The sequence below is a fragment of the Skermanella mucosa genome, assembly GCF_016765655.2.
GTDB classification, from domain to species: domain Bacteria; phylum Pseudomonadota; class Alphaproteobacteria; order Azospirillales; family Azospirillaceae; genus Skermanella; species Skermanella mucosa.
Window position 1 is genome coordinate 6291866 of the sequence record NZ_CP086106.1, and the last position, 16314, is coordinate 6308179.

Here is a 16314-nt window from a genome sequence, read left to right on the forward strand (position 1 = left end):
TCTCCGGCCTCAGGGATCGCGAAGGTTCAGGAGGTCGTGCTTGACCGATTTCCAGACCATCGAGAGCATGTAGATGAAGGCGAATCCGACCAGGTTGAGCACCAGGACCACGGCGATCATGCCGAACATGGACTGCTGGTCCAGGAACATCCGCAGGCTGCCGTCCAGGTGCAGCATGACGAGCACCGCCACGCTGGCGCCGATCACGGCGAGCGGCAGCAGCACCTTCAGCAGGACGGTACGCGCCGTCCTGCGTCCTCGCCGGTCGCGCCGCTCCCACGGATCGGTCATCTGAAGCTCCCTGGCGTCGTCGGGTACCGGCCCGCCGGTGCCGGTACCCGTCATATAGGCGGCAGGAGCGCTCAGAACATCGCTTCGAGCACGCGGTCCGGCGGGGCGTGGCCGTCGGCGAAGGTCTTGATGTTGATGATCACCTTCTCGCCCATGTCGATGCGGCCCTCGATCGTCGCCGAACCCATGTGGGGGAGCAGGACGACGTTGTCGAGCGTCAGCAGCTTGGGGTTGATCGCCGGCTCGTGCTCGAACACGTCGAGCCCGGCCCCGGCCAGCTCGCCCTTCTGGAGCATGCGGGTCAGGGCGTTCTCGTCCACCACCTCGCCGCGCGAGGTGTTGACGATGTAGCAGTGGGGCCGCAGCAATTGCAGCCGGCGCGCTGACAGCAGGTGGTACGTGGCCGGGGTGTGCGGGCAGTTGATGGAGACGACGTCCATCCGCGCCAGCATCTGGTCCAGGCTCTCCCAGTAGGTCGCTTCCAGCTCGCCCTCGATCTCGGGATGGACGCGGCGCCGGTTATGGTAATGGATCGACAGGCCGAAGCCGCGGGCGCGCTTGGCCAGCGCCTGCCCGATCCGGCCCAGGCCGATGATGCCCAGGCGCTTGCCCCAGATCCGGTGACCCAGCATGGTGGTGGGTCCCCAGCCCTTCCACTCGCCCGACCGGACCAACCGCTCGCCCTCCGACAGCCGGCGCGACACCGCGAGCAGCAGCGCCATGGTCATGTCGGCCGTGTCCTCGGTCAGCACGCCGGGCGTGTTGGTGACCGTGATGCCGCGCTGGCGGGCGGTCTTCAGGTCGATATGGTCCACGCCGGTGCCGAACGAGGCGATCAGCCGCAGGTTCGGACCGGCCTGGGACAGGACGCGCGCGTCGATCCGATCGGTCACCGTGGGCACCAGCACGTCGGCGGTCTTGACGGCCTCGATCAGCTCCGCCGCGGTCGGCGGCGTGTCGTCGTGGTTGAGGCGGGTGTCGAACAGCTCCATCATCCGCGTCTCGATCACGTCCGGCAGCTTGCGGGTGACGACGACGACGGGTTTCTTCTTCTCGGGCATCGGACCGGATCTCCCTGGCGGCTTCGCCTTGCCATACCAAGCGCCGTGCCGTCTTGTCCAGCGACGCGGTAACATCCGGCCTGCGGCGGGTGACCACCTCTTAACGGACTTGGTCTAGGCTGAGCCGCCTCGGGGCGGTCATATCCCCGCCACATTGAGGCAATAGCCCGTTCCCGGGCTTTCCAGACCCGTTACAGACCTGAGTTCGCGTCCATGATATCTGCCGTCCGTTCCGGCATCCTCGCCATCTGCTTCGGCGCCCTGCTGCTGCCCGTTTCGCTCTCCGCTCCCGCGGCACTCGCGCAGGAACCCGAGTCGGTCCCCGGCATGGCTCCCCCGACGGGCCTGCCGGTTCCGCGTTTCGTCTCGCTCCGCTCGGCGGAGGTCAACGTGCGGACCGGGCCGGGCACCCGCTATCCGGTGGAATGGGTCTTCGTGAAGCGCGACATCCCGGTGGAGATCACCGCCGAATTCGACACCTGGAGACGCATCCGCGACTGGGAAGGCACCGAGGGCTGGGTCCACCAGAGCATGCTGTCGGGCAAGCGCGCCATGATCGTCACGGGCGGCGTGCGCGTGCTGCGCCGCGCCGCCGGCGATGCCGCGGCGGGCCTCGCCAAGGTGGAGCCCGGCGTCGCCGGCAAGCTGCTGCGCTGCGAGCAGGCCTGGTGCGAGGTCGATGTCGACGGCTACCGCGGCTGGCTCCAGCGGTCCGAATTCTGGGGCGTCTATCCGGCCGAATCCATCGAGTAGGAGGCTTGCCCCCGCCCGGTCACTCCAGCCGGTCCAGGACCTTCTGGAACCGGGCGGCATGGGCTTTCTCCGCCTTCGCGAGCGTTTCGAACCAGTCGGCGACCTCGTCGAAGCCCTCCTCGCGGGCGGTGCGCGCCATCGTCAGGTACATCTCGGCGGCCTCGAAGGTCTCGCCCGCGATGGCGGCGGCCAGGTTCTGCCGGGTGGTGCCGATCGGCTTCCCGGTGGCTGGGTCCCCGACCTCCTGGAGGAATTCGAGATGCCCGTGCGCATGCCCGGTCTCCCCCTCGGCCGTCGTCCGGAACGCGGCGGCAGCATCGTGGAAGCCTTCCACGTCGGCCTGCTGGGCGAAATAGAGGTAACGCCGGTTCGCCTGACTCTCGCTGGCGAAGGCCGCCTTCAGGTTCTGTTCGGTCCTGGACCCCGAGAGCGACATTCCATCCTCCTCATACTGGGACGGTTCCGATCATGCCGCCGGTCGGGCCGGGTCAAACCATCCCGGCACCTTATGCATCCCGAAGGAGGTAGGAGTCAATCAACCGGTAATATTCGAAACTGATCCGGGACCGAAAATGCCCGATCAGCCCGCCGCGGAATCCTCCGGCATCAGGCGTATGATCACGTCGACGCGCGCCACCCTGGTCCCGGCGGGCGCCTGGGGCAGATGGGCGACGGTCACGCTCTCGCTCGGAATATCCTGGAGGTTGCCCGACCCTTCGAAGAAGAAGTGGTGGTGGTCGGCCACGTTCGTATCGAAATAGGACCGCCCCGCCTCGACCACCACTTCGCGCAGCAGCCCCGCGTCGGTGAACTGGTGCAGCGTGTTGTAGACGGTCGCCAGAGACACCCGTACCTCGGCGTCGGTCGCTTCGCCATGGAGTTGTTCAGCGGTGACATGCCTGTCGGCCTTGTCGAACAACAGGCGGGCGAGCGCCAGCCTTTGCCGTGTCGGGCGAAGGCCAACCTGCTGAAGCCGGTCCAGGACGTGCTTGAAGGGGCGTGTTCCAGTCATGGTTCGCATATGGTAGCGGGTGGACACCAATGAAAGGTGCCTCGAAAATCAGCATTAATATTTAGAACGAATACAGCTCCGTGCGCAAGGTGGGGTATGGCGGCAAGCCATCCGAGGATGCGCGAACGAAAAAGGGGGGCTCAAGGCCCCCCTCTCCCGACTTGATTCGATCCGCCGAACGGACAGGTCAGCCGTGGTTCATGCGGTTGTCGACCAGTTCGGTGACCACGCCGGGGTCGGCCAGCGTGGAAGTGTCGCCCAGCGCCTCGTGCTCGTTCGCGGCGATCTTGCGCAGGATGCGGCGCATGATCTTGCCGGAACGGGTCTTCGGCAGGCCCGGCGCCCACTGGATCAGGTCCGGCGTGGCGATCGGGCCGATCTCCTTGCGGACCCAGGTCACCAGCTCCTTGCGCAGCTCCTCGCTCGGATGCTCGCCGGCGTTGAGCGTGACGTAGGCGTAGATGCCCTGGCCCTTGAGGTCATGCGGGTAGCCGACGACCGCGGCCTCCGCGACCTTGGGGTGGGCGACCAGCGCGCTCTCGATCTCGGCGGTGCCCATGCGGTGGCCGGACACGTTGATCACGTCGTCGACGCGGCCGGTGATCCAGTAGTACCCGTCGGCGTCGCGGCGGCAGCCGTCACCGGTGAAGTACTTGCCCTCGAAGGTCGAGAAATAGGTCTGGACGAACCGGACATGGTCGCCGAACACGGTGCGCATCTGGCCGGGCCAGCTGTCGGCCATGCACAGGTTGCCCTCGGTCTCGCCCTCCAGAAGCTTGCCGTCGTTGTCCACGACGACCGGCTGGACGCCGAAGAACGGCAGCGTGGCCGAACCGGGCTTGGCCGTGGTGGCGCCGGGCAGCGGGGAGATCAGGATGCCGCCGGTCTCGGTCTGCCAGAAGGTGTCCACGATCGGGCAGCGCTCGTCGCCGACCACCCTGTGGTACCACAGCCAGGCCTCGGGGTTGATCGGCTCGCCGACCGAACCCAGGATGCGCAGCGACTTGCGGCTGGTCTTCTTGACCGGGGTCTCGCCCTCGCGCATCAGCGCGCGGATCGCGGTCGGAGCGGTGTAGAAGATCGACACGTTGTGCTTGTCGATCACTTCCCAGAAGCGCGAGACCGACGGGTAGTTCGGGATGCCCTCGAACATCAGGGTCGTGGCGCCGTTGGCGAGCGGGCCGTAGACGATGTAGGAGTGGCCGGTGACCCAGCCCACGTCGGCCGTGCACCAGTAGACCTCGCCCGGCTTGTAGTCGAAGACGTACTGGTGCGTCATCGAGGCGTAGACCAGATAGCCGCCGGTGGTGTGGAGCACGCCCTTGGGCTTGCCGGTCGAGCCGGAGGTATAGAGGATGAACAGCGGGTCTTCCGCGCTCATCTCCTCCGGCGGGCAGTCGGCGGAAACCTTGGCGATCTCCTCGTCGTACCAGAAGTCGCGGCCCTCGGTCCACGCGACGTCGCCGCCCGTGCGGCGGACGACGATCTGGGTCTTGACGTTCGGCGACCCTTCCAGGGCAACGTCGGCGTTCTTCTTCAGCGGCACCTTGCGGCCGCCGCGCAGGCCCTCGTCCGCGGTGATCAGCAGGTGGCTGTCGCAGTCGACGAGACGGTCGCGCAGGCTGTCGGGCGAGAAGCCGCCGAACACGATGGAGTGCATGGCGCCGATCCGGGCGCAGGCCAGCATGGCGTACGCGGCCTCGGGGATCATCGGCAGATAGATGGTGACCCGGTCGCCCTTCTTGACGCCCTTGGCCTTCAGCACGTTGGCCAGCCGGCAGACCTGCTCGTGCAGCTCGCGGTAGGTGATGTGCTTGCTCTCGGCCGGGTTGTCGCCTTCCCAGATGATCGCGGTCTGGTCGGCCTTGTCGGCGAGGTGGCGGTCGATGCAGTTGGCGCTGACGTTCAGCGTGCCGTCGAAGAACCACCGGATGTGGACGTCGCCGGTGAAGCTGACATCCTTGACCTTGGTGTAGGGGCGCATCCAGTCGAGGCGCTTGCCATGCTCACCCCAGAAAGCCTCCGGATCCTTGACCGACTGCTCGTACATCCGGGCGTAGCCTTCGGCATCGACCCAGGCCGACTTCGCAACAGCTTCGGGAGGCGGGAAGGTGCTGGGAGTCGTGTTCGGCGTTGTGTTCATTGGCTCGCGGTTCCCCCGGTTCATTCTGGTTACTGTTCTCGGCCGATCTTGGAACAATCGATCCGGTAACCTCATCGGTCAACACGTGATTATCCACAGCGGCCTATCTTTAACAAGCCGCTCGGGCGCAAGGCACGGTGCCCGGCACCAGTCTTCGAGGTTGCGGAAATCCCGTGCCGGACCTTGTAAAGGCAGTGCCGCCGCCGGGCATTGATCTATCTCAAGCGCCGATCCGACCTCCCGCCTGGGCGGGATACGGCATGATCCTTCACCTGATCCGGCCAAATATTGGACCTTGCGGGACAGGACTGGCCATGGAGCGGGACAGGTGGAACGGAACCGCCGCCTTGTTCCAGACCAGACGACGAACCATGCTGCATTGCGGCATCAATGGCCCGGGATTGGCCGGCGTCTGGAACGGGCCCGCGCAGACCCTCGATGGACTGCCTGCGGGCGATCCGAGATATGGCATGTCATTGCGTATCGGCGGTCTTCCCGGCCGCGCTGCCGCTGATGTGGTTACGCAAGTGGTCTTTCCACTCGGGAGACCTCGTGCCTCGCCGGCCACGGGGAGCCGGGCTTCCCGCCGGGCAGTCCACGGACAATAAGTCGCAAGGCATAGTCCGCCTGGAGGTGGTCCCCCGGCCTTTGCGACCCGGCCCGCGGGCCGTTCCGCCAAGACAACATTTACCCCGTATTAAGGGACCTGGGGCTAGCGTCGCGATGACGAGCGTGATGCTAAGCGACGGGGCGGCGACATGTCGGGCGACAGGGGTGCGGACAGCGGAACGGAAGATGGCGCGGAAGGCGGGGCGGATTGCGTCGGCCGGCTGAGCCGGATCAGCAGCCGCACCAGCATGATGACCATCGACGCGGTGCTCCAAGCCGTGCCGCGGGACGGCAGGGGCTATGCGGCGGCCGCCGAGGAACTGCGTGGCATCGCGCGACGGGTCGTCCATACCACCCGGGATTTCGCGGCCAGCCTGCCGGAAGCCCGCTGAGTCCTCATTCTGCGGTTTTGTCCGATTCGACGGGGCGGTCCGGGACGAAGACCCGGCCGTCCCTCACCGTGACCCCCACGGGTGTCAGGAAGCTGCCGAGGCAGGGACCGCTGACGCAGAGCCCCGTACCGATCTCGAACAGCGCGCCGTGGGTGGCGCACTGGATGTGGCGCCCGTCCAGGCTCATGAAGCGGTCGGGCGTCCAGTCCAGCGGCGAGCGTGCGTGCGGGCACGAATTGACGTAGCCCACGACCCCGTCGCCCCGCCGCACGACCAGGATGTCGAGCGGCGCCGATCCCACGGCGGCACCGCCCGCACGCAGCGTGAAGCCGCGTCCGGTACCGTCGGGGATTTCCCCCAGACGGCAGAGTTCTCCGGGTCTCGGCTCCTCAGGCATCGATCCCGGCCAGCCGACAGATATGCCGCCATTGGGTATCGGTGACCGGGCAGACCGACAGGCGGGACTGCCGGATCAGCGCCATGTCGGCCAGGACGGGATCGGCCTTCATCTGCTTCAGCGTCACCGGCGTCGCGGCGGGGACCACGGGCCTGACGTCCACCATGCCGAAGCGGCCCGCCTCGTCACCGGGATCGGGATAGTATTCCCGGGCGATCTCGACCACGCCGACGATCTCCAGCCCCTCGTTGGAGTGGTAGAAGAAGGCCCGGTCGCCCAGGCGCATGGCCTTCAGGTTGTTGGAAGCCTGGTGGTTGCGGACGCCGTCCCAGTGGGTGACGCCGTCCGCGACCATCCGGTCCCAGGAATATTTGAAGGGCTCGGATTTCACCAGCCAATAGGCCATCGCTGCCGCCTCGGGGTCTTGTCTGTCTGTCCTGGGTTGCGGTCGGGTATCAGGCGGGCGACTTCGGCAGGACCTTGCGCCACGGCAGGATCGTTACGCTCTCGAACAGACCGGCCTTGGCATAGGGGTCGTCGGCGGAGAAGCGCTCGGCGCCGGCGCGGTCGTCGAACTCGACGATCAGCACGCTGCCGGTCATGGCGCTGCCGTCGTCGGTCAGCGTCGGGCCGGCGGCGAAGATCTTGTCGCCGAAGCTTTCCAGATAGGCCAGGTGGGCGGTTCGGTTGGCCGCGCGGACGTCGCCGCTGCCCTGCCTGTCGGTGCAGGTGATGATGAAATGCATTGCTATGCCTCCCCTTGTTTGGTGCTGCCCATGTTTGGTGCTGCCTGCCCGCTGTCGCGGGTGACCAGTCTTACCCTACCGGCCTTCGATGCGAAACGGCCGAGCCATCAGGGCCGCGATCGTCGCGTCGATGTCGGCGCCGCGGTTGAGGATGGCGTCGACCGCCTGGCAGATCGGCATGTCCACCCCCTTGCGCGCGGCGAGCGCTCCGACGGCCGCGGCGGTGTGGACACCCTCCGCGACGGAATGGCGTTCCCCCAGGATGTCGGCCAGCGGCCGTCCCTGGCCCAGCGCCGCGCCCAGCGACATGTTGCGCGACTGGTGGCTGGTGCAGGTCAGCGTCAGGTCGCCCAGGCCGGACAGGCCGGTCAGCGTCTCCGGCCGGGCGCCCAGCGCCAGGGCCAGGCGCGTGATCTCGGCCAGTCCGCGGGTGATCAGCGCGGCGCGCGCGTTGTCGCCCAGCCGCTTTCCTTCGATGATGCCGCAGGCGATGGCCAGCACGTTCTTGACGGCGCCGCCGATCTGGGCCCCGGTCACGTCGTCCGACAGGTACGGCCGGAAGCTGCGGCTGCCCAGCGTCTCGACCAGGCGCGCGCCCAGGGCCTGGTCGCCGATCGCCAGCGTGACCGCGGTGGGCTGGCCGCGCGCCACCTCGGCGGCGAAGGTCGGGCCCGAGAGCACCGCGACCGGGCGACCGGGCAGTTCCGCCTCGGCGGCCTCGCTCATCAGGCAGCCGGTCGCGAGCTCGATCCCCTTGGCGCACAACACGACCGGCGTGCCGGCCGCCGCGATCGGGGCCAGCCGGGCGCAGGCGGCGCGCAGGTGCTGCGCCGGGGTCACCAGCATCAGCACGTCGGCCGCCGCGGCCTCCGCCAGGTCGCCGGTCAGGCCGAGCGCGGGGTCGAGCGGGATTCCAGGCAGGTAGCGGGCGTTCTCGCGCCGCTGGCGCATCGCCTCCACGACCTCCGGCTCGCGCGCCCACAGGACGGAGTCGCGTCCCGCCCGGAGCGCCGCCAGCGCGATCGCGGTGCCCCACGCACCGGCGCCGATCACGCCGACTCGGGCGAAGGGCTGGACATCGGCAGCGGTCATGACGGATTTCCCTGGTGGCGGACGGCGCAGTCATTACGGGAGCGGCGCGGGGATGGCAACCGGGTTGCGCGGATCGCCGGGTCCGGTTCGCCCCGGCGTCACGCGATGGAAGGGCGCTGGCGCTTCCGCGCGATTTCGGATAGTTCTATCCGGGTTCGCTCCCGGTCAACAGTTCGCGGTCGGTATGGTCATGGCACTCCTGAAACGGGCCACTCCCGCGTCGGGCCACGATGCCCAGGCGGTTTCACCTGCACCCGACTCGGGGGGGACCGGCGACCCGGTACAGGAACGTGCCATCGACGACGCGATCCAGGATCTTTTCACCAGGCTCGACGCGGCGAAAGCCGAGGCCATTGCCTCCGGCGACCTTGAAAGGCTGTCGTCACCCTTTTCCCTGCTTTATCCCACGATGGTTCGCCTTGCCGACAGGGATCGCGACGGTGTCGAGCCCGCGTGAGCCGAAACAGGAATGATCCCGACCAGCCTGTCGCTTCCACCTTTGCAAAACCTTGCCCGGCATCAGTCGGAGTGCCTTTTCTCGATCATATCCCACGTAGTCAGCCATCCCGACCGGCCTGACCGGGTCGCCCACCGCGCCGACACGCCGTACTTCGTCGTCAGCCGCCGAACCGGACTGGGCAGGGAGGCGATCGTGGTCGTCTATCGCTGCACGTTGGTCGCGGCCTCGCGGCGGATCGTCCTGGGCGACGGGAAGCCGCACCGGGGAAACATGATGGCTGTCGAGGTAGTCTCGATCACGACGCATTCTCCCGGCGATTGACCGCCCAAGCCCGGGATGAACTTCCCCTTCACGCCTTGGCGCCCTTGCCCTCCGGCTTCCGGGCGGCCGGGTCGAGCGGCCAGCGGGGGCGGGGTGCGAAGTCGAGGCCGTCGGATTGGCCGAGCCTGAGCCGTTCCAGCCCGGCCCACGCGATCATCACGGCGTTGTCGGTGCACAACCGCATCGGCGGCGCCTGGAAACGGAAGCCCTGCTTCTCCGCCAGGGCGGTCAGCCGGGCGCGCAGGTACTTGTTGGCGGCGACGCCGCCCGCCACCACCAGCGTGTCGCCGTCCGGATGCTCGGCGCGGAACCGGGCCATGGCCCGGGCGCAGCGGTCGACCATAACGTCGCCGACGGCGGCCTGGAACCCGGCGGCGAGGTCGCGGACGTCGGCCGGATCCAGCGGGCCGGCCGGCAGCTCGTCCAGACGGTTGCGCACCGCCGTCTTCAGTCCGGAGAAGGAGAAGTCGCAGCCCGGGCGCCCCTTCATCGGGCGCGGCAGCTCGAACCGGGCGGGATCGCCGCCCTCGGCCGCGCGCTCCAGCAGCGGCCCGCCGGGATAGCCCAGGCCCATCAGCTTGGCCGCCTTGTCGAACGCCTCGCCGACCGCGTCGTCGATCGTGGTGCCGAGCCGCCGGTAGCGCCCGACCCCCTCGACCGCCAGGATCTGGCAATGGCCGCCCGACACCAGCAGCAGCAGGTACGGGAAGGCCAGGCCTTCCGGCGCGGGGTCGGTCAGCCGCGCCGTCAGGGCGTGGCCTTCCAGGTGGTTGACCGCGACGAAGGGCAGGCCGCGCACGGCGGCGATCGCCTTGGCGGTCATCACGCCGACGATCACGCCGCCGATCAGCCCCGGCCCCCCGGTCGCGGCGACCCCGTCGAGCCGGTCGAAGCCGATGCCCGCCTCGTCCATGGCGCGGCGGATCAGGCCGTCCAGGTGGTCCAGGTGGGCGCGGGCGGCGATCTCGGGAACGACGCCGCCATAGGGGCGGTGGTCGGAGAGCTGCGACAGCACGACGTCGCCCAGGATCTCGCGCCGGTCGGTGACGACGGCAGCGGCCGTCTCGTCGCAGCTGGTTTCGATGCCTAAGACTATCATTGAACTATCGATCCGGTGCGATCAGGTTCGGGTCAGGGTTTCGGTCAGGATCTGCTTGGTAATGACCAGCGACAGGGAGCCGTTCTCGAGTTCGAGGAATTTCTCGGACGACCGGGGCAGCGGGATCTTGTTCTTCCGGCAGAACAGGATCAGGAAGGCGGCGATCTCGCCCTGGCCGAACCGCATCTCGTGAAGCTTGCGGGCGCCGATCTGCTCGATCTGGACGAACAGCTGAAGCTCCGGCTCGGTCACCGTCCAGACCCGCCGCACCTGCCCGTGCGGCATCTTGTCCGGATGCAGGGCCGCGAACAGCCGCACCGCCTCGCGGACCGCGTCGTTCGAGAATATCACCTGCCTGCGTTCCGTGATCATCCGCTTTCTCTCCACCGGTCCCCCGCCGCATGGCGGCAGGTTGATCCCGCCGCATCGCGGCAAATCCATTCCACCGCACCGCAGCGACGGGACAGCGAGACATACAGCGTAAAAGCCCCTATACCAACGGACTTTCCACTTGCGCCGTCCCGGCCCATGTGGGGACTTCCGCAGCGGCCCGTAACGTCCTAAAGAAAAATCATGAGCATCCCTGTGCGAACCGGCCCCGTCCGTATCGGCACGCGCGGCAGCCCCCTGGCGCTGGCGCAGGCCCACCAGACCCGCGCCCGCCTGGCCGCGGCCCATGCCGCGCTGGCGGCTCCCGACGCGATCGAGATCGTGGTGATCCGGACCACCGGCGACCGCATCCAGGACCGCACCCTGATGGAGGCGGGCGGAAAGGGCCTCTTCACCAAGGAGATCGAGGAGGCGCTGGTCGCCGGGTCGATCGACCTGGCGGTCCATTCCATGAAGGACGTGCCGACCTGGCTGCCCGACGGGCTGGAGATCCGCTGCCTCCTCCCGCGCGAGGACCCGCGCGACGCCTTCTTCTCCAATGTCGCCGCCCATCTCGACGACCTGCCGGAAGGCGCCGTGGTCGGCACCGCGAGCCTGCGCCGGCAGGCCCAGGTGCTGGCGCGGCGGCCCGACCTGAAGGTGGTGCCGATCCGGGGCAACGTGGAGACGCGGCTGCGCAAGCTGGCCGACGGCGAGGTCGACGCCACCCTGCTGGCGCTCGCCGGCCTGAAGCGGCTCGACATGACCGACCGGATCACCTCGGTGATCGAGCCCGACGTCATGCTGCCCGCCGTGGCCCAGGGCGCCATCGGGATCGAGACCCGGGCCGACGACGACATGACCAACGCCCTGCTGGCCCCGCTCAACTGCGAGGCCACCATGGTCCGGGTCTCGGCGGAGCGGGCGCTGCTGGCGGCGCTCGACGGCTCCTGCCGGACGCCGATCGCGGCGCTGGCCAATCTCGACGAGGCCGGCACCCTGACCCTCGACGCGCTGGTGGCCGATCCCGCCGGCAAGCAGATGCTCGGCACGGCGCGGCGGGGAACCGCGGCCGATGCCGTGGCCCTGGGGCGCGATGCCGGCGAGGAGCTGAAGAGCCTGATGCCGCCGGGCTTCTTCGTGCCGTGAGCGGACCGTGACCGCGCAGCCCGCCGGCACCGGACTCCGGCGCATCCTGATCACGCGCCCGCGCGAGGATTCCGAGGCGCTCGCCGCGGAACTGCGCGGGCGCGGCTTCGAGCCTGTGGTCCAGCCCCTGCTCGAAATCCGGAACCTGTCCGGCCCGCCGCTGGAGCTGGACGGCGTACAGGCCCTCCTGTTCACGAGCGCCAACGGCGTACGAGCAACCGCAGCGCGTACGGCCAGGCGCGACCTGCCGGCGCTGGCGGTCGGGGACGCCACCGCCCGATGCGCCCGAGAGGCAGGCTTCGCCCGGGTCGAAAGCGCCCGGGGCGATGTCGAAAGCCTCGCCCGGCTGGTGGCCGACCGACTCGATCCCGCGGCCGGACGTCTGTACCATGCCGCCGGCAGCGCCGTCGCGGGCGACCTTGCCGGGGATCTCGGCCGGGCCGGCTTCACGGTGGAGCGCCAGGTGCTGTACGCGGCCGAGCCGGTGACCGGGCTGCTGCCCGGGACCGTGGAAGCGCTGTACGCCGGTACAATCGACGCAGTCCTGTTTTTCTCTCCCCGGACGGCGCAAAGCTTTGTTAAGGTTGTTCACAAGGCGGGGCTGGCCGATCGTCTGGGAGAAATCCTGGCTTTCTGCCTGAGCGAAGCGGTCGGTACGGCGGTGCGTACGGTGGGGTGGCGCGACATCCTCATCGCACGCCGGCCGGATCAGGCGGCTCTGCTTGATCTCCTCCCACCCGCCGGAAGCCTTTCCCCGCCGGATTGAACACGCCGGCCGAAATCCGGACCGGAACCAAGCCCCGGACCGGAACAAGTGCAAGAACAGTCAGACGATAACCGCCAACGATAAACGCCCCCAGGGAATACGAGAAGGCCGCTCATGAGTCCCCGTCCCCCCGATCAATCGGATAACGACCCGACCGTGCCGGATCCGTCCGACGGCACCAACCCGACCGGCTCCGCAGCCGAGCGCATCATCGAGAAGTTCGGCGGCATCCGCCCCATGGCCCACAAGCTGGGCATGCCGGTCACGACGGTCCAGGGATGGAAGAAGCGCGGAGCGATCCCCAGTGCGCGCCATCCCGACCTGCTCGCCGCCGCCGGCCGCCACAACGTGACGCTGGACCAGGCGGAGCTCGACGCGGCCGCCCCGGCCGACGAGCGCGCCGCCGAGGACCGCTCGGCCGAGGACCGCACGACGGACGAGACGACGCCGACCGGCACCGTCGCGCCGGAGCCCGCCGCCGACACGCCGGCGACCGAGACTTCCACGGCTACGCCCTGGACCAGTCCGCGCAGCTACGAGCGGCCCGCGGCCACCTCGACCGAGCCCGAAACAGAAACGGCGACCAGGACCATGGCCGAGCCGACCCACCACGATTCAGATCCGGTCCGCACGTCCGAGCCCGCCCGGTCCTCCGGCGGCGGCAAGGGCCTCGCGACCTTCGCCATCCTGCTGGCGCTGGCCGGCACCGGCGCCGCCGTCACGGCACCCCAGTGGGGACCGCAGGTGATCCCGCAGATCTGGCCGCCCCGCACCGGCACCGACACCGGCGCTTCCCAGCAGATCTCCGCGCTGGAACAGCGGGTTCAGGAGTTGGCGTCGCGCGGCTCCGACACCGCGCCGCTGAACGACCGGATCGCCCAGCTCGAGCAGCGCCTCACGGAAATGTCCCAGGCGCAGCCGCAGCAGGCGGCGCAGACGGAACAGGCCGCTCCAGCCGGTCTCGACCAGGCCCAGGTCGAATCGATCGTGCAGGACCGCGTCCAGCAGCTCGCCGGCCGGATCGGCGCGCTGGAGCAGCGCCCGCAGCCGCAGCCGGGCGTCGATCGCCAGGCGCTGGACGCCCGCGTCGCCCCGCTGGAACAGCAACTCCAGGCACTCTCCCAGGTCCGCGACCGGGTTCAGCAGCTTGAAAGCCGCGTCGGCACGCTCGACCAGCAGCAAAGCCAGGCCATCGCGCGGCTGCGCGACAGCGTCGCCGGGCTGGAGCAGGAGGCCAACCGCCTCGCCCAGGAGATCAACAGCACCGCCAACCGCGCCACCCAGGTGGCCGAGACGCTGACCCTCCGCCAAGCCCAGGAAAGCAAGGCGCAGGCCCTGGTGCTCGCCGCCGGCCAGCTCCGCGCGACGCTCCAGAGCTCGCGGCCCTTCTCGTCCGAACTGTCGGCGGTCCGCGCGGTCAACCTGGAGGACCCGAAGGTGGTCCAGGCGCTGGACGCGATCGAGCCGCATGCCGCCGACGGCATCCCGACCGAGGCGCAGCTGAACCAGCGGTTCTCCGACGTGGCGGGCGAGATCGTCCGCGCCGGCGTGCTGGCCAGCGGCGCCAGCGGCGAGTGGTGGGACAAGGCGCTTTCCACCGCCTCCTCCCTGGTCAGCGTCCGGCGGACCGCCGGCGAGATCCAGGGCAGCGGTGCCGACGCGGTCACCGCCCGGGCGGAGCGGCACCTGAAGTCGGGCCGCCTGGACGAGGCCGTCAAGGAGCTCGAAACCCTGACCGGCGAGCCCGCGACGGTCGCCCAGCCCTGGATCCAGGATGCCAAGGCGCGCCTCGCCGCCAACGAGGCCGGCGCGCTGCTGACCGGCCAGGCCATCGCCCGCCTGGCGGGCTCCGCCGGAGGCAACCAATAATGACCCGCGCCATCTGGTTCCTGATCAAGCTGGCGATCGTCGTCGCGATCGCCATCTATCTCGTCGAAAATCCCGGCGCGGTCACGATCGACTGGCAGGGCTACGTCATCAACACGTCGTTCGCCATGCTGCTGCTGGTGACGGTGGCGGTCATCGCGATCGTGGCCCTGGCCTACCGGCTGTATCGGGGCATCCGCGGCGCGCCGGGGGCCTTCGGCCGCCGCAGCCGGGCGCGCAAGCGCGAGCGCGGCTACCGGGCGCTGACCCGCGGCATGGTCGCGGTGGCGGCCGGCGACGCCGCCGGTGCGCGCCGCTATGCCCGCGAGGCCGACACCATGCTGCGCGACCCGCCGCTGACCATGCTGCTGTCGGCCCAGGCCGCGCAGCTGAACGGCGACGAAAAGGCGGCGGAACGCTATTTCCAGACCATGCTGGAACGGCCGGAGACGGCGTTCCTCGGCGTGCGCGGCCTGCTGACCCAGGCGATCCGCGACGGCAACCGGACCGAGGCGCTGCAACTCGCCCGCCGCGCCAAGTCGCTCCAGCCGCAGACGCCGTGGGTGCTGACCACCCTGTTCGACCTGGAGACCCGGGCCGCCCAGTGGGGCCGCGCCGAGCAGACCCTGCTCGACGGCATGAAGTCGGGCGCCTTCCCGGCGGAGGCCGGCCGGCACCACCGCGCCGCCCTGCTGCTGGAACGCAGCTACGAGGCCGAGCTGGAAGGCCATCACGACGACGCCTTGCGCCACGCCCAGGCCGCCGCCAAGCTGGAACCCGCGTTCCCGCCGGCCGCCTCGCGGCTGGCCCGCCTGCTGGCCCGCACCGGCAAGCACCGCAAGGCCGGCAAGGTGATCGAGAAGGCCTGGAGCACCCGGCCGCACCCCGAACTGGCCGACGCCTACCGCGACATCAGCCCGGACAGCGACCCGCTGGCCCAGGTCAAGCGGTTCGAGCGGCTCCAGTCGATGGTGCCCAACGACCTGGAGGGGCACGTGGCCCTGGCCCGCGCCGCCATGGCCGCCAAGCTGTGGGGCGAGGCCCGCAACCACCTGAGCAAGGCGCTGGCCGAGCGCCCGAGCGACAGGGTCTACCGCATGCTGGCCGAACTGGCCGAGGCGGAGCACGGCGACATCGCCGCCGCCCGCGACTGGCTGGCCAAGGCCGCCAACGCCGAGCCGGACCCGATCTGGGTCTGCAAGGAATGCGGCACCCTGTCCAAGTCCTGGCGCAGCCTCTGCGGCCAGTGCGGCGCGTTCGACAGCATGGAATGGAAGCTCCCCAGCGTCGCCATCCAGATCGCCGAACCCCACCGCCTGCCGCCCGCGAAGCCCTCCGAGCCCCCCGCTCCGCCCCAGCCGGCGACCACGACGACGGTGGTGCAGCAGCCGGAGGAGACGCCTGCCGCTTCTCCGCCGCAGGGAACGCAGCAGGGAACCACGGCGCAGCAGCCGCAGCCCGCCGCGAGTTAGGGAACTCGGCTCGGCGACAGATGTGGCGGGTTTCATGTTGAAGCCGGCGCGGGCTTCGCTTTATATCTGTCGCCTGTAGGGAGTTGTTCGCGACTTGTCCGGCCGCGTGCTTGGCAAGCGCCGTGGTTACCCGGCGGTCCAAAGCCCCGGTTGCGGATCACACCTCCCTCGCCATCTTGCGTGAAAGGCCGCCTCCGGGCGGCTTTTCCATTATCTGGTGCCGATCAAATCAGCCGGCGCGTCGGTGTCGGGTGCCGCTTCGCTCTACCCGACCTACGTTTCTTGACGAATAATCAGGTGCCGTGCTGGACAGCGT

The 16314-nt window shown here is 69.3% G+C and carries 19 protein-coding genes; 8 read left to right on the forward strand and 11 right to left on the reverse strand.

The window, feature by feature from the left end:
- Positions 1–9 precede the first annotated feature (9 nt).
- Both JL100_RS29225 and JL100_RS29230 read right to left on the reverse strand, forming a co-directional pair.
- A complete protein-coding gene (locus JL100_RS29225) occupies positions 10–291 on the reverse strand; it encodes a hypothetical protein (RefSeq protein WP_202680878.1) in 282 nt (93 codons plus the stop codon).
- A 71-nt stretch (positions 292–362) separates the two neighbouring features.
- Positions 363–1352: a 2-hydroxyacid dehydrogenase gene (locus JL100_RS29230; protein WP_202680879.1), complete on the reverse strand. Its 990-nt coding sequence runs from the start codon at positions 1350–1352 to the stop codon at positions 363–365.
- 213 nt (positions 1353–1565) lie between these two features.
- On the opposite strand from JL100_RS29230, the gene JL100_RS29235 reads away from it, so the two are divergent.
- Positions 1566–2105, forward strand: a complete 540-nt coding sequence (locus JL100_RS29235; RefSeq protein WP_202680880.1) for an SH3 domain-containing protein — start codon at positions 1566–1568, stop codon at positions 2103–2105.
- Between the two features lie 19 nt (positions 2106–2124).
- Here JL100_RS29235 and JL100_RS29240 read toward each other — a convergent pair whose 3' ends face one another.
- The 3 genes from JL100_RS29240 to acs form a co-directional block, all read right to left on the reverse strand.
- Entirely contained in the window at positions 2125–2541 is a 417-nt protein-coding gene (locus JL100_RS29240; protein ID WP_201076034.1) for a rubrerythrin family protein, read from the reverse strand.
- A 144-nt stretch (positions 2542–2685) separates the two neighbouring features.
- Positions 2686–3117 (reverse strand): iron response transcriptional regulator IrrA, encoded by a 432-nt coding sequence (gene irrA, locus JL100_RS29245; protein WP_202680881.1) that lies wholly within the window; start codon positions 3115–3117, stop codon positions 2686–2688.
- A 187-nt stretch (positions 3118–3304) separates the two neighbouring features.
- Positions 3305–5260, reverse strand: coding sequence for an acetate--CoA ligase (gene acs, locus JL100_RS29250; protein WP_202680882.1), 1956 nt, complete (start codon positions 5258–5260; stop codon positions 3305–3307).
- Positions 5261–6018: 758 nt separating this feature from the next.
- Between acs and JL100_RS29255 the strand changes: the two genes are divergently transcribed.
- Positions 6019–6261, forward strand: coding sequence for a hypothetical protein (locus JL100_RS29255; RefSeq protein ID WP_202680883.1), 243 nt, complete (start codon positions 6019–6021; stop codon positions 6259–6261).
- Between the two features lie 4 nt (positions 6262–6265).
- On the opposite strand, the gene JL100_RS29260 is transcribed toward JL100_RS29255, so the two are convergent.
- The 4 genes from JL100_RS29260 to JL100_RS29275 all read right to left on the reverse strand — a co-directional run bounded on the left by JL100_RS29260 (position 6266) and on the right by JL100_RS29275 (position 8496).
- Positions 6266–6658 carry a Rieske (2Fe-2S) protein gene (locus JL100_RS29260; RefSeq protein ID WP_202680884.1) on the reverse strand — a complete coding sequence of 131 codons (393 nt, stop codon included), beginning with the start codon at positions 6656–6658 and terminating at the stop codon, positions 6266–6268.
- The gene (locus JL100_RS29265; RefSeq protein WP_201076046.1) at positions 6651–7064 is read right to left on the reverse strand and encodes an EVE domain-containing protein; all 414 of its coding nucleotides are present in this window, start codon (positions 7062–7064) and stop codon (positions 6651–6653) included. Before JL100_RS29265 ends, JL100_RS29260 begins: the two co-directional genes overlap by 8 nt.
- Positions 7065–7113: 49 nt before the next feature.
- Complete coding sequence (locus JL100_RS29270; protein WP_202680885.1) at positions 7114–7404, reverse strand: YciI family protein; 291 nt, start codon at positions 7402–7404, stop codon at positions 7114–7116.
- Positions 7405–7479: 75 nt separating this feature from the next.
- On the reverse strand, positions 7480–8496 hold the full coding sequence (locus JL100_RS29275) for an NAD(P)H-dependent glycerol-3-phosphate dehydrogenase (protein ID WP_202680886.1): 1017 nt from the start codon (positions 8494–8496) through the stop codon (positions 7480–7482).
- 190 nt (positions 8497–8686) lie between these two features.
- On the opposite strand from JL100_RS29275, the gene JL100_RS29280 reads away from it, so the two are divergent.
- Complete coding sequence (locus JL100_RS29280; RefSeq protein ID WP_202680887.1) at positions 8687–8953, forward strand: hypothetical protein; 267 nt, start codon at positions 8687–8689, stop codon at positions 8951–8953.
- 12 nt (positions 8954–8965) lie between these two features.
- Positions 8966–9277 (forward strand): hypothetical protein, encoded by a 312-nt coding sequence (locus tag JL100_RS29285; RefSeq protein ID WP_202680888.1) that lies wholly within the window; start codon positions 8966–8968, stop codon positions 9275–9277.
- A 28-nt stretch (positions 9278–9305) separates the two neighbouring features.
- Here the strand turns inward: JL100_RS29285 and tsaD are convergent, their stop codons facing one another.
- Positions 9306–10376: a tRNA (adenosine(37)-N6)-threonylcarbamoyltransferase complex transferase subunit TsaD gene (gene tsaD / locus JL100_RS29290; RefSeq protein ID WP_202680889.1), complete on the reverse strand. Its 1071-nt coding sequence runs from the start codon at positions 10374–10376 to the stop codon at positions 9306–9308.
- 21 nt (positions 10377–10397) lie between these two features.
- Positions 10398–10748, reverse strand: a complete 351-nt coding sequence (locus JL100_RS29295) for a hypothetical protein (RefSeq protein WP_202680890.1) — start codon at positions 10746–10748, stop codon at positions 10398–10400.
- A 201-nt stretch (positions 10749–10949) separates the two neighbouring features.
- Between JL100_RS29295 and hemC the strand changes: the two genes are divergently transcribed.
- The 4 genes from hemC to JL100_RS29315 all read left to right on the forward strand — a co-directional run bounded on the left by hemC (position 10950) and on the right by JL100_RS29315 (position 15998).
- Positions 10950–11894 carry a hydroxymethylbilane synthase gene (gene hemC, locus JL100_RS29300; protein WP_202680891.1) on the forward strand — a complete coding sequence of 315 codons (945 nt, stop codon included), beginning with the start codon at positions 10950–10952 and terminating at the stop codon, positions 11892–11894.
- Positions 11895–11901: 7 nt separating this feature from the next.
- On the forward strand, positions 11902–12660 hold the full coding sequence (locus JL100_RS29305; RefSeq protein WP_202680892.1) for a uroporphyrinogen-III synthase: 759 nt from the start codon (positions 11902–11904) through the stop codon (positions 12658–12660).
- Between the two features lie 156 nt (positions 12661–12816).
- The gene (locus JL100_RS29310; RefSeq protein ID WP_202680893.1) at positions 12817–14529 is read left to right on the forward strand and encodes a mitofilin family membrane protein; all 1713 of its coding nucleotides are present in this window, start codon (positions 12817–12819) and stop codon (positions 14527–14529) included.
- Positions 14529–15998 (forward strand): heme biosynthesis protein HemY, encoded by a 1470-nt coding sequence (locus JL100_RS29315; RefSeq protein WP_202680894.1) that lies wholly within the window; start codon positions 14529–14531, stop codon positions 15996–15998. The genes JL100_RS29310 and JL100_RS29315 overlap by 1 nt, the downstream gene beginning before the upstream one ends.
- The last annotated feature ends 316 nt before the right edge of the window (positions 15999–16314 follow it).

What these genes read in the sequence shown, in the direction of transcription:
- JL100_RS29225 (WP_202680878.1), bottom strand. Translation starts at nt 291, where the DNA reads ATGACCGATCCGTGGGAGCGGCGCGACCGGCGAGGACGCAGGACGGCG.
- JL100_RS29230 (WP_202680879.1), bottom strand. Translation starts at nt 1,352, where the DNA reads ATGCCCGAGAAGAAGAAACCCGTCGTCGTCGTCACCCGCAAGCTGCCG.
- JL100_RS29235 (WP_202680880.1), top strand. Translation starts at nt 1,566, where the DNA reads ATGATATCTGCCGTCCGTTCCGGCATCCTCGCCATCTGCTTCGGCGCC.
- JL100_RS29240 (WP_201076034.1), bottom strand. Translation starts at nt 2,541, where the DNA reads ATGTCGCTCTCGGGGTCCAGGACCGAACAGAACCTGAAGGCGGCCTTC.
- irrA (WP_202680881.1), bottom strand. Translation starts at nt 3,117, where the DNA reads ATGACTGGAACACGCCCCTTCAAGCACGTCCTGGACCGGCTTCAGCAG.
- acs (WP_202680882.1), bottom strand. Translation starts at nt 5,260, where the DNA reads ATGAACACAACGCCGAACACGACTCCCAGCACCTTCCCGCCTCCCGAA.
- JL100_RS29255 (WP_202680883.1), top strand. Translation starts at nt 6,019, where the DNA reads ATGTCGGGCGACAGGGGTGCGGACAGCGGAACGGAAGATGGCGCGGAA.
- JL100_RS29260 (WP_202680884.1), bottom strand. Translation starts at nt 6,658, where the DNA reads ATGCCTGAGGAGCCGAGACCCGGAGAACTCTGCCGTCTGGGGGAAATC.
- JL100_RS29265 (WP_201076046.1), bottom strand. Translation starts at nt 7,064, where the DNA reads ATGGCCTATTGGCTGGTGAAATCCGAGCCCTTCAAATATTCCTGGGAC.
- JL100_RS29270 (WP_202680885.1), bottom strand. Translation starts at nt 7,404, where the DNA reads ATGCATTTCATCATCACCTGCACCGACAGGCAGGGCAGCGGCGACGTC.
- JL100_RS29275 (WP_202680886.1), bottom strand. Translation starts at nt 8,496, where the DNA reads ATGACCGCTGCCGATGTCCAGCCCTTCGCCCGAGTCGGCGTGATCGGC.
- JL100_RS29280 (WP_202680887.1), top strand. Translation starts at nt 8,687, where the DNA reads ATGGCACTCCTGAAACGGGCCACTCCCGCGTCGGGCCACGATGCCCAG.
- JL100_RS29285 (WP_202680888.1), top strand. Translation starts at nt 8,966, where the DNA reads ATGATCCCGACCAGCCTGTCGCTTCCACCTTTGCAAAACCTTGCCCGG.
- tsaD (WP_202680889.1), bottom strand. Translation starts at nt 10,376, where the DNA reads ATGATAGTCTTAGGCATCGAAACCAGCTGCGACGAGACGGCCGCTGCC.
- JL100_RS29295 (WP_202680890.1), bottom strand. Translation starts at nt 10,748, where the DNA reads ATGATCACGGAACGCAGGCAGGTGATATTCTCGAACGACGCGGTCCGC.
- hemC (WP_202680891.1), top strand. Translation starts at nt 10,950, where the DNA reads ATGAGCATCCCTGTGCGAACCGGCCCCGTCCGTATCGGCACGCGCGGC.
- JL100_RS29315 (WP_202680894.1), top strand. Translation starts at nt 14,529, where the DNA reads ATGACCCGCGCCATCTGGTTCCTGATCAAGCTGGCGATCGTCGTCGCG.